Annotated in this window: 15 protein-coding genes; 8 read left to right on the forward strand and 7 right to left on the reverse strand. The window is 59.0% G+C overall.

All coding sequences use genetic code 11. The annotated features are described in order from the left end of the window. The coding region (locus AUR66_RS18770; RefSeq protein WP_197409880.1) for an ATP-binding protein at positions 1-256 on the forward strand (256 nt) is incomplete at its 5' end. A gap of 69 nt (positions 257-325) precedes the next feature. On the opposite strand, the gene AUR66_RS18775 is transcribed toward AUR66_RS18770, so the two are convergent. The 6 genes from AUR66_RS18775 to AUR66_RS18800 form a co-directional block, all read right to left on the reverse strand. Continuing rightward, complete coding sequence (locus AUR66_RS18775) at positions 326-1,492, reverse strand: hypothetical protein (protein WP_231727978.1); 1,167 nt, start codon at positions 1,490-1,492, stop codon at positions 326-328. A 106-nt stretch (positions 1,493-1,598) separates the two neighbouring features. Then, a complete protein-coding gene (locus tag AUR66_RS18780; RefSeq protein ID WP_058573636.1) occupies positions 1,599-2,102 on the reverse strand; it encodes a FlaD/FlaE family flagellar protein in 504 nt (167 codons plus the stop codon). A 221-nt stretch (positions 2,103-2,323) separates the two neighbouring features. Beyond that, positions 2,324-2,833, reverse strand: coding sequence for a chemotaxis protein CheD (locus AUR66_RS18785; RefSeq protein ID WP_058573637.1), 510 nt, complete (start codon positions 2,831-2,833; stop codon positions 2,324-2,326). A 24-nt stretch (positions 2,834-2,857) separates the two neighbouring features. Then, positions 2,858-4,042, reverse strand: coding sequence for a chemotaxis protein CheC (locus tag AUR66_RS18790; protein WP_058573638.1), 1,185 nt, complete (start codon positions 4,040-4,042; stop codon positions 2,858-2,860). Then, positions 4,039-4,407 carry a chemotaxis protein CheY gene (cheY, locus tag AUR66_RS18795; RefSeq protein WP_058573639.1) on the reverse strand — a complete coding sequence of 123 codons (369 nt, stop codon included), beginning with the start codon at positions 4,405-4,407 and terminating at the stop codon, positions 4,039-4,041. The genes AUR66_RS18790 and cheY overlap by 4 nt, the downstream gene beginning before the upstream one ends. Positions 4,408-4,551: 144 nt before the next feature. Beyond that, complete coding sequence (locus tag AUR66_RS18800) at positions 4,552-5,223, reverse strand: DUF7500 family protein (RefSeq protein WP_058573640.1); 672 nt, start codon at positions 5,221-5,223, stop codon at positions 4,552-4,554. Between the two features lie 141 nt (positions 5,224-5,364). Between AUR66_RS18800 and AUR66_RS18805 the strand changes: the two genes are divergently transcribed. The 3 genes from AUR66_RS18805 (at position 5,365) to AUR66_RS18815 (ending at position 7,195) form a co-directional block, all read left to right on the forward strand. Continuing rightward, positions 5,365-5,703 carry an ArsR/SmtB family transcription factor gene (locus AUR66_RS18805; protein ID WP_058573641.1) on the forward strand — a complete coding sequence of 113 codons (339 nt, stop codon included), beginning with the start codon at positions 5,365-5,367 and terminating at the stop codon, positions 5,701-5,703. Between the two features lie 205 nt (positions 5,704-5,908). After that, positions 5,909-6,550, forward strand: coding sequence for a flagellin A1 (gene flgA1 / locus AUR66_RS18810; protein ID WP_058573642.1), 642 nt, complete (start codon positions 5,909-5,911; stop codon positions 6,548-6,550). A gap of 12 nt (positions 6,551-6,562) precedes the next feature. Further along, positions 6,563-7,195: an archaellin/type IV pilin N-terminal domain-containing protein gene (locus AUR66_RS18815; RefSeq protein ID WP_058573643.1), complete on the forward strand. Its 633-nt coding sequence runs from the start codon at positions 6,563-6,565 to the stop codon at positions 7,193-7,195. Between the two features lie 276 nt (positions 7,196-7,471). Here the strand turns inward: AUR66_RS18815 and AUR66_RS18820 are convergent, their stop codons facing one another. Further along, positions 7,472-8,212, reverse strand: coding sequence for an RAD55 family ATPase (locus AUR66_RS18820; RefSeq protein WP_058573644.1), 741 nt, complete (start codon positions 8,210-8,212; stop codon positions 7,472-7,474). A gap of 377 nt (positions 8,213-8,589) precedes the next feature. On the opposite strand from AUR66_RS18820, the gene AUR66_RS18825 reads away from it, so the two are divergent. From AUR66_RS18825 to AUR66_RS18840, 4 genes are all read left to right on the forward strand, one after another. Continuing rightward, the gene (locus tag AUR66_RS18825) at positions 8,590-9,915 is read left to right on the forward strand and encodes a flagella accessory protein C (RefSeq protein ID WP_058573648.1); all 1,326 of its coding nucleotides are present in this window, start codon (positions 8,590-8,592) and stop codon (positions 9,913-9,915) included. Beyond that, the gene (locus AUR66_RS18830; RefSeq protein ID WP_058573645.1) at positions 9,899-10,336 is read left to right on the forward strand and encodes a fla cluster protein FlaF; all 438 of its coding nucleotides are present in this window, start codon (positions 9,899-9,901) and stop codon (positions 10,334-10,336) included. Before AUR66_RS18825 ends, AUR66_RS18830 begins: the two co-directional genes overlap by 17 nt. After that, complete coding sequence (locus AUR66_RS18835) at positions 10,337-10,795, forward strand: CARDB domain-containing protein (protein WP_058573646.1); 459 nt, start codon at positions 10,337-10,339, stop codon at positions 10,793-10,795. Then, a partial coding sequence (locus AUR66_RS18840) for an ATPase domain-containing protein (RefSeq protein ID WP_331457029.1) occupies positions 10,792-11,196 on the forward strand: 405 nt, incomplete at its 3' end. The genes AUR66_RS18835 and AUR66_RS18840, both read left to right, overlap by 4 nt.

The following is an 11,196-nucleotide window of genomic DNA, read 5'->3' on the forward strand; positions in this document are numbered from 1 at the left end:
GATTCACGTCACCGACAACGGTCCCGGGATTCCCGACACCGAGTTGACCGTCCTCGAATCGGGAACTGAGACGCCACTCCAACACATTAGCGGCCTCGGCCTCTGGTTGGTCCACTGGATTATCGACCGCTCGAACGGTCGTCTGCGGTTCGCAGAGAACCAGCCCAGAGGGACCGTCGCAATCGTTCGACTCCAGCGCTGGGACAAAGCGGTGACGAGCACCGGCAAGGCGTCTGTCGAGACACAGACCGACTGACGCCGCAAGCCAGAGACCAGCCAGTCTAACCTGCTCTTCGAGAACGTACCTGACGGCGAGAGAAGTCGCTCAGTGAGTGGTGGCGAGTCGTTCTGCGAGACGGTAGGCACCTTCGGCAGCGGCGACTTCAGGGTGGTCTGGGGTGACTGCCGTCACGTCTCTGTCGAGTTCGTCACTCAATCGACTCGCCAGTTCGTCGGCGAGGCCGGGGATGCAGGCCATCCCACCAGTGACGACGAGGGGGCGGGTGACCGACAGTTGGTACGACCGCATGTGCTGGGTCGCGAGTCGCGAGAAGAACCCGGTCGTGAGTTCGTCGACGACGTCGTCGAGGTAGGCGTCGAGTGGGTCCATCAGTCCACGTTCGACGGTGAACTCCTGTTCGCCCTCCTCTGGGTGGTCGAACACGTCGGTGAAGGGTTCGAACGAGTCGAAGTCGGCGTACGTCTCTTTGTACTCGCGGGCCGTGGTTCGGGCGAGTTCCACACGGCCGTCCGTCTCGTCGGCAATGGCGTCGACGATGGCCTGGTCGACGTCGTTTCCGGTTGCGGCGGCAGTCGAGAACGGGGCGAGTCGGTCGCCGTGTCTGTACCCGGACGCTTCGAGCGTGGTCGCGCCGAGGTTGATGGCGGCGAATATCTGGTCGATGGCCGAGAGGCCGTCACCGACCGCTGGAATCGACCCACAGAGTGACTCGGGGAACCCGCGGGTGACTGCGTCACCGATATCGCTCGCGTCGACCATGGTGTTGAAGTTGGCGAGGCCGCACTCGTCGTCGACTGCCGGAATCGCGAAGACGACGGCACTGTCTGCCGGCAGGTCGTGAGCCGCACAGAGTTCTGTGAGGAACTGCTCTGTCAGTTCCGCTCGCTCGGCGTCGCCGGGAACACCAGCGTCGAGGACGTACGTCGTCTGGTCTGGGTACTTCGCTTCGGCGTCTTCCCCGTAGTAGAACTGGTCAGAGTCTTCGGGGACTGCGAGACACGAACGTGTCTGGACCGTCTCTGGGTCGCCATCTTCGTCGGAGTAGACGAAGACAGTCCTCGCGCTTCCGAGTTTGACGCCGATTGGTGTCGGTGTCGTGGCGCTGTCGTCGGTGGCGGAGGCTGCGGAGTCAGCGGTAGAGTCGGCGGTGGGGGCCGCGGAGTCGGCGTCGGAGGCCGCAGTATCAGTGTTGGAAGCCACGGAGTCGGCCATCCGTTCTGGCACGTCCGAGTCGACGGCATTGTTTGTCATTCGTTACCACCTGTGTCGAACGTCGAAGGATGTGTCGAAGTGGTCGATCATAGCAGTTGAATTCGTGTGTCACGAGGAGAGACCGATACCGGGACCGGAACCGTCGTCACACCATCGACGACAGGCGAGCCACGTAGACGAGACTCAGCAGGTGGTCGTCGACGTCGAGGTCTGTCGCCTCTTCGACTTCCGCGGAGAACCCGAGTAAGTAGTCTCGAAGCGTCTCTTCGACGTCCGAGGTGAGCCATCCGACGGTCTGATAGTACCGGAGGGCGTCCATCGCCCGCTTGAACCCTCCCTTGAGGACGAGGAACTCGAGCCAATCGAAGACGACGCGTTCGGCACCGTACTTGTCGGGGAGCGACCGGAGGTACGGCTTTTCGATACCGTCGTCGTCGTCACCACGTGACTGGTGGACGAGCAGTTGCTCAAGTTGGCTCGACCGAAGCGCCTCCGAGGCGGGTTCTCGGCTCCGGTCGAACAACGGGTTGTTGAAGCGGAACGGGCTCCGGTCTTCGAACCGAGAGTCACCGTTCCGTCGCTGTTGTGGCGAATCGCGGGCGATGCGTCGAATTTCGTCTGGGTCGTAGTCGTCCGGGTCCAGGTACATAGGTCACCTCGTGTTCGGGACGGTACGACGTCCCCCAAGTCCCCCGACTTGGGTTGGGTAGCGCAGAACGCTACTCGAGATGTCACACGCGAGCATCGTACCGTTTCGGTGAGAGAATTCGAAGCAGGCGACATAAATCTACCCGAGCTGTTATCAGCGTTGATATCGGGGGGCGAAGAAGAGCCGAATAGAACCGCACCGACGTCGAAAGCTCTGCCGAGTCAGAGGATTTGGTCACCCGCCTTCGCGCTCCGAACACGCAGGTCACCGGTCGACGTGTCGAGTTCTAACGACCGGCCGTGGTCACCGCCGACGTCCATGGCCACGATGTCGATGTCGAGTCGTTCCAGCGTCTTTCGTGCCGACTCGACGTTTCGGTCACCGATACTCTCCCCACCGTTGGCCGAGGTGAAGTCGAACATCGTACTCCCGCCAGCGAGTTTCGCGACGACTCTGGTCGGGTCGGCGCCGGCGTCTTGCATCTCCGAGAGCAACGACTGGATGCCCGTGTCTGCGAACTTCGCCGGGTCACCGCTCGGGTCAGCCTCTGGAAGCATCGCGTGGGCGAGTCCAGAGACGCCCGAGTCGGGGTCGTAGAGTGCGACGCCGATACAGGACCCAAGACCACTCGTCGTCAGGGACCCCCCGTCGCTGTCGACGGCGTAATCGGCGATTCCGACTTTGATTCTGCCAGACGTCGACGTGGGTGTGTCCGTAGTGTAGACTTGCATTACTGGGGGTGCGTCCGGGGCCGGTTAGGCCGCGGGGGAGAGTTGTTCGAGGGCCTTCCGCAACTCGTTCTCGTCCGGGAGTGCGTAGATGTCGCACGTGAACTCGTCGTCGTCTGTCCGGATGGTCGAGTCGATGAGGAACGCGTACTCTTGTGACTGGGCGAGGTCTGTCGCCAACGGGTCGACGATTGCAGACCCGATGTCGTGGACGTGCCTCGGTGGAGAGATTTCGATGGTCGTCTCCAGCGCGTTCGCCCACCCGTCGAGGAACCCCGACGTGACGATGTTCCCAATCTCCTGAATAGCGCTCTGCCGCATCGCCTCGTCTGCTTCCATGCCCGGAAGGAGCGAACTCGCGATGTTCTCGGCAGAGGGTTCGTCGAAGAGTATCGCGATGTATCCGCTCGGCGTCCCGGTGAACTCCAAGACGACACCGCGGCGGACGCCGTCCGTCAACGACATCGGCACGCCTTCTATCGGGACGAAGCTCAGGCGACTGACCTCCACCGCAGTGTCGATACCCGTCATCGCGGTGATGTCGTCTGAAGCCTGATTCGCGCCGTCACAAATCATCTCGGAGAACGCCGCGAACGACTCGACGGGGAGTGCACCGTCGTCACCACTGGCCTCGACGATAGTCCCAATCGACTGAGACGTCGGGACCATGTAGAGGTCGAATCCAATCGCGTCGTCTGCCGCTTCGAGTTGGTTGCGGAAGACGAGGATTCGCTCGTCTTCTCGGTGTTCGAACCCGTCGGTTTCGACTTCTTCGAGTGGGCCACCACTGTCTTCGTCGACGTACGTCGGCGTCGTGATGTCGATAGACGTGTCGAGGTAGTCGGCCCACCCGTCGATGAACCCACCGAGCATGATGTTGGCGACTTCCTTCAGACTGCTCGCGGCGAGTTCACCGTCGCCGCTCGTCGGGTCCATCCCGGGCACCAGTGCGTCGACTAACCGTTCGGCGGACTCAGGCGAGAAGGCCAATATCGTACGTCCATCTAATCCACCGCTGAATCCGATGTTGACACTGACCAGGTCTCGCTCGGCGAATTCGTTTTCGACGTCCGTCTTCGTGCCGAGTTCCACCTTCGTGACGTTGACGTACGTATCGATGCCGGCAAGGGTGGTCAACGACCCTGCGGCCTTCTCGGCGCCCGAGTGGGCGAGTCGGCTGAACGTGCGAAGCGACCGTACGTCGAGGTTCATGCTTCGGCCTGAATTACGTCAGCGATGGCCTGGAGGACGTTCGGTTTCTGGAACGGTTTCGTGATGTATCCGTCCGCACCGGCCTCGACGGCCTCTCGCATCTTTTCTTCTTGACCCACGGAGGTGCACATGATGACAGACGCACCCGAGTCTTGCGACTTGATCTCAGACGTGGCTTCGATCCCGTTTCGAATCGGCATAACGACGTCCATCGTAACGACGTCCGGGTCGAGCTCTCGGTAGAGTTCGACCGCTTCGACGCCATTTTCGGCCTCGCCGACGACTTCGTGTTCACCCTCTAAGAGTTGTTTGAGGAGGTTCCGCATGAACGCAGAGTCGTCCACGACCAGTACCTTGCTTGCCATACTTCCAGATTTCCAAAAATCAGACCATAAAGCCTTCCACCCCATTATCAAGGCTGATACGAGACGCCGCCGTGTTCCACTGCAGGGTCAGGCGAATCGAGAGACAGGGCTTCGAACGGGTCGGTCGGTCACGGACGGGCGTGACTATCGACTTCCACGTGGTGGGAACGACGCACCCTCGTCTTCGATCGCGTCGAGTAGGTCGCCGATGGAGTCGGTTCGGTCGAGCCCGTACGAAGCAGCGAGTGCTGCAATCGCTCGGCTTGGGTAGGTGACCTGGACTTCGGACGCGAGGAGCAAGATTCCAAGTACCTCGTCGGGAGGCGTTTCACCGCTCCCGACGGCGTTCGCGTACCAACTCAGCATGGAGTGGAAGACGTCGGTCACGTCGTTCGAGACGCTCTCGTGTCGTTCCACGTTCCCATCGACGAGTGCTGTAGCGACCAACGCGTGGTCTGCTTTGATCGAGGCAACTCGTTCGGTGAGGAGTCGCCGTGCGAGAATCGCGCGTTTTCGGGGGTCGCGAGGGAGAACTACTTCTGGACGGTCCGACGGCTGGTCGGATTGTGCAGCGTCGTCGCCGTCGCCGTCGCCGTCGCCGTCGGGACTGTCGTCACCTGTCTGTTCATCGTTCGTCTTCCCGTCACCGTCGTCGGTGACGAGTTCTTCCCGACTCGGCGGTTTGTCACCACCGGTCGTGATGACGTATCGGCCCGATTCTATCTTGGCGACACGCTCGTCGTGGCTGATATCGAGGTCGTCAGTGTCGACCACGCCTTGCTCTCGTGGTCGACGCCTTGGACGCTCGTCGTCCATCGCCAGATGCTCGAAGTGGCGACATATAATACCATCGTCCCCACACCGAACTGAACTCGTGTATCCAATACTACAATTGAGAATGTGGCAACTCGGTAACCAACATATTAACAAGCCGTGCGTACCGATGCAAATCCATCTATGGAGTCTGACAGGACACTTTCCGCACTGGGAAACGAATACAACCCTGACATCCTCCGTGCCGCCGACGAACCCCATTCGGCACAGGAGTTCAGCGAGATGTTAGATATCCCCATCGCAACCTGTTATCGTCGAATCGAGGAACTGACGGCAGCCGGGCTTCTCGAACTTCACGACCGCGTCCTCTCCGACGAACACCGCCGGACGAACGTCTACCGGCGAGAAGTAGACGAGATCGTCGTCCGCTTCGAAAGTGACGACTACACTGTGAGCGTGACCGAGCGACCGGAAGTCAAGAACAAACTCGACGACGTCTGGCGCAAGATCGCCCAAGACTAACGCTCCTCGACTCCGTATCTTTCTTCTCCGTTTTCTGAGCTATCGACGTGCCTACTCTCGCGTGTGGGCGCAAAGTATTATCTGTAATCACGCAACTGCCCACTAATATCAGACTTGATATTGGGGTCCGTACCGTTATGTACATCCTGCTCAAGTGAACAGTCGAAGGTCTCCACTCGCCAGAGTGGGACCCCCACGACAACCCATGTTCGAAAACATAACTGAAGACCGGGGTCAGGTCGGTATCGGGACCCTCATCGTCTTCATTGCGATGGTTTTGGTCGCCGCAATCGCGGCGGGCGTCCTCGTGAATACAGCTGGCTTCTTGCAAGCTACCGCCGAGGACGCCGGACAGCAATCTGTGAACAAGGTCACGAACCGAGTTGACGTCGTCAACGCACACGGTCTCGTGAATAAGACCGGTGAAGAGCGGATGGTTGACCAACTGGTCCTAACCGTTCGCCTGGCGGCAGGTTCGGGAAGCGTGTCCCTCGAAGACACCACAGTTAAATACCTCAGTGGCACCGAAGCTCGAACTTTAACTTACAACGACACGAACGATGCTAATGATCAAGCAGACCCCACGAACTTGACCACGGGTCAGAATTTCACCGCTAGTGTCCTCGAAGACGAGGACAAATCGTTTGAAGTCCTCAACGAGCAGTCTGACCGTGCTGAACTCATTATCAACACGTCTGTAGTTGAAGGGTCGGGTATTAACGGCACGGCGACCGGTGAGACTGTCAAGCTCGACATCACCAGCCGTAACGGTGGCACTACCCAAGTAATTCTAACGATGCCACAGCAACTTGCTGGCAAAGGAAATAACGACCCAATCGCACTCTAAGGAGACAGATCAATGTTCAACAAACTCACTGACGACGACCGCGGTCAGGTCGGTATAGGGACACTCATCGTCTTCATCGCGATGGTTCTCGTCGCTGCGATTGCAGCAGGCGTCCTCGTGAATACGGCAGGATTCCTTCAGGCCACCGCTGAAGAAGCGGGACAAGAATCCGTAAACAAGGTTACGAACCGTGTGGAGGTTCTCAACACGCACGGGACGGTTGGCAGTAATGGTGACATCGACAACGTCACGATGACTGTCCGCCTCGCCGCTGGCTCTGATGCAGTCGATATGAACGAAACGTCGATCAAATACCTGAGCGATAATCAGGTCACAACGCTTACAAACTCCAGTGCAAGTAAGAACTACGCAACTGAATCAAGGTTTAACCTTTCCGAGGTTACGGATGACGATGGGTCCTTTGGGGTTCTCAATAGCATGAACGACCGCTACGAGGTCGAGATAAACACCTCTGCAATCGAAGACGGCACCGACAACGGTGAGACTGGACTGTCTAATGGTCTCGAAACTGGAGAGAAGGTCACACTGGAAATCACCTCTCGAACCGGTGGGACGACCCAGGTTATCCTGACGATGCCGCAGCAACTAGCTGGCAAGGAACAGGGCGAACCCGTCGAACTGTAAACTCGGGTTCCGACGGTTTTCATTTTCTTGAAGCTGACCGGTGAGCGGACGCGCTCTGTCGGTAGCAAATCGCGACGAGTGTCAACAGGTTTCGACGAGAACAGACATGAAGTACCGGGACCATCACGACAGGACTATTGAACCGTACCTGGCAGTCTTCGGCTAATGACACTCCGCGTCTCGTAACTCGTCACTAAATCACACGTTCGTCGACGGGGAGAATTTGGGAGGTCGACTGGGAAACGAAGTCGTCCGCAACGAAAAACGGTCGTCTGGTTACTCGGTCTCTTCGCCGAACCACGGCGGCGACTCCCCGACCATCGAGAAGCCTGCTGCCTGTTCGTAGATTTTGATGCCACCGTGCGCGATTTCCAGCGGGAACATCGAGTTCTTGATGCTCTGTTTGCGCATCTTAGCCACCCAGATGTACCGGTTGCTCGTCGCACCGGCAGGACTCTGGATGAGGTAGATGTTCCCGTCGGTGAGGAAGTTCTCGAGACCGATGTCTGTCTCCGGGAAGATAGCGGACTGTTCTGTCGTCAACAGCGACGTGAGACCACTGTCTTTCAGGATATCGATGAACTTCAGGAGATACTGTCGTTGTTCCTTCTCGTCGTCGAAGAAGAGTTGGAACATTGTGAGCGAGTCGAGGACGAGTCGGTCGTAGCTGGTGTCTTGGAGGTCGTCGAGGATGCGGTCGAGCGTCGAGGAGAAGTCGCCGTCACGAAGGAGCGTCCGCTTGTCGTAGACTTTGATCTGGCCGGATTCGACGTACTCGTGCCAGCGGTCGAACCCGATAGACTCCGCCGCTTGTCGGATGTCGTCTTCGGCCTCTTCGAACGTCAGGTACAACCCACCTTCGTCGAACTGGTCGACGCCGTTGTAGAGGTACTGCAACCCGAGAATACTCTTTCCTGTCCCTGGGTTGCCGCTGATGAGTACTGCGGCGTCCTTCACGATACCACCGTTCAGGATCGAATCGAGCCCTTCGACACCGGTCTTGACTAGTTCTGTCATAGTTTGTGTGAGACGAGTGTTGACTGTCGAACGTCCATCTGTTCCCCCGCCGGATAATTCTTCTCACCGGCGCTAGGCCTACGTCAGACTTTTATTATGAGTCTGAGTAGGTAAAATTCTCTTCATCGCGAATATCTCGTCTGATAACGGGACGGGAACTTTCTTGTATCGACTTACGTACCTTGCAGTAATGTTACCTGCTCCCCCGGGTCTGTTGGACCTCCCCGGCCTGTCCGACGACCAGGCGGGTGACAGGCAGTCGCGCGGGCGAAGCACTCCACACGTGGTGTGGACTGTCTTCTCCGAGCAAGGTGGAATAGACGAACGATGTGGAGACGGCCGACGCCGGGGACGAAGCTGAAACAGAAGAACAACATATGTCATCAGACGATGGACTTGGATTCGAGGAGGGTATAGACGACCTCTCCGACGAGTTTGGTGACTTCGGCGACGACCTCGACGACGGATTCGACGACGACGACTTCGGCGGATTCGACGACGGAAACAACGAGGAACTCGCAGAACTCGAGGACCGCGTAGGAGAACTCGAGAACGAAGTGAGCGCCATCTCGTCAGGGATGAACACCGTCCGCGAAGAGAACAAACAGATAGGCGAAACCGTCGAGGAACTCGAAGACACCATTCGAAAACTCCTCGACATCTACGAGATGGTCACCCGGGGTATCAACCCGTTCGTCGACGACGCCCGCGAGATGGGCGGTCTCGACGGTGGTGGCTCGTTCGGACTCTTCGAGGCGGAAGCAGAAGACGAAGAGCACCTCGACCCCGAGGTAGCAAGCGCAGACGCAGAGACGTTCTTCGACGACGACTTCGGCGAACTCGACGCCGAGACTGGCGAGAAGGAAGCAGAACTCGCCGCGGAGGACGAACTCACCGATGCAGAGCGTCAGAGTCCTGCAGAAGCACTGGACGACGACTTCAGTGAGGAAGCAGACGAGGGCGACGACTCGGACGCCGGAACCGCCGGTGGCGCGAGCTTCGACGACCTCAAACAAGAGTACGAAGAGTCCGGTGGTTGGGACGACGAGGAAGACGAAGCGGCCGACGAAACGGCCGAACTCGAAGATCCTGCACTCGACGAAGACGCACTCGAGGACGAGTTAGCAGACGACGCTGGCGAACTCGAAGAACAGGTCGAGGACGTCACGGATGACCCCGAGGACGAATCCGACGACCTGGAAAAGACCCTCGACGAACTGGAAGCCGAGTACGCCTCTGCGGCGATGGCCAAAGAGGAACTCACTGACTCCGACGAGGAAGCCGAACCCGACGCGTCGGCGACTATCGACGAACCGACCGAGTCTGTCGAAGAACCGTTCGAGCCAGTCGTAGTCGAGTCGAACGCGTACCTCGCGCAGTTGCCTGCGAGTTACGTCTCCGAAGTGCTCGTCCTCGAGTGGGCCGAACACCTCGTCTCGGTCGGCGGTGCGCTCGGTGCCTCTCGTGCACTCCGGCAGTATCGCGAACAGGAGTGGATTTCGCGTCACGTCGAGAACGAACTGAACGCCCACGTCGGGCAAATCGCAGCAGCGATGGACGACGAAGACGACACCGAACTTCGCATCGAGGACCACCAGACGAGCCTCGCGTACGTCAGCCGACTCGCCGAGGGCGTTCCTGTGGGGCGTCTGTTCGAAGAGCTCGTCGCCTACGGAGGGGAAATCGATGGGATTCGGTGTTAGCGGTTCGACCGCGATTATCTTCCTGGGCGTCCTCATCGCGACGGGGACGCTCTACACAGCGACGTCTCACGCCGCAGAGAACCTCGTCGAGGCCCAAGACGCTGACGCAGAGTTGGCCCTCGAACGAAAGAACACAGACATCTCCATCACGAACGCGACGTACGACTCCGGGAATTCGAGCCTTACCGTGAACGTCACGAACACCGGCGCACAGACGCTCGCAGTCGACGAGACGACGTTGCTCGTCGACAACACCTACACGGCCACGCCGTCGGCCAACACGACTGTCGACGGCGTACAGACGACGAACTTGTGGCACCCCGGGGGGAACCTTTCGATAACAGTGTCCTCGCCCAGTTCGCCCTCCCGTGTGAAAATCGTCACCGGGTCCGGCATCGCCACGACGGAGGGAGTGAACTAGATGGCTGACATATCGGTTCCGAGCCTCATCTTGTTCATCGCCAGCATCGTCGTCGCGGCCGGCGTCGCCGGTGTGCTCATCGATACGGTGACTGGAATCAGTAGCTCGGTCGACGAGCGCGGCGGTGACGTGAGTACGGAGATCCGAACGGACATCGAAGTCATCAGCGACCCCGAAAGCGGCGTCTACGACGACGGTAGCGACACGCTGACCGTATACGTCAAGAACACCGGGTTGCGGACGCTCCCAGCGACGAGCGGCGGGTTCGATATCATCGTCGATTCACAGTACCGCACCCAGTCTGACGTGGCCGTGACCGTCGTAGACGGCACGGAGTGGCGTCCAAGCAACGTCGTCGAACTGGAGATAACCAACCTCACCCTCACGCAATCCGCCGACCACCGACTGAACGTCGTCGTCGACGGTGACGAGGAGGTGTTCGAATTCTACGTACCATGAGTAGTCAATTCTCTCTCGGACTATCCGGGCACGACCGTCTCGAAAAGGAACTAGGTGGCGGCATGCCGAAAGGTGCTATCGTCCTCATCGAAGGGGACTACGGTGCCGGAAAGAGCGTGCTGTCACAGCGATTTAGCTACGGCTTCTGCCAGGAAGACACCGTCGTGACGCTCGTCTCGACAGAGTTGGGCGTCCGTGGCTTCCTCGACCAGATGCACTCGTTGTCGTACGACGTCGTCAAGCACCTGCTGAACGAGGAAATCCTGTTCTTACAGGCAGAAATCGACAGTAGTGGTGCGCTCTCCGGCGGCCAACAGGAGCGAAAGCAACTCCTCCGCCGTCTGATGGACGCAGAGACGCTCTGGGATGCAGACGTCATCATCATCGACACGTTCGACGCC

It is taken from the genome of Haloferax profundi (genome assembly GCF_001469865.1).
GTDB lineage: Archaea > Halobacteriota > Halobacteria > Halobacteriales > Haloferacaceae > Haloferax > Haloferax profundi.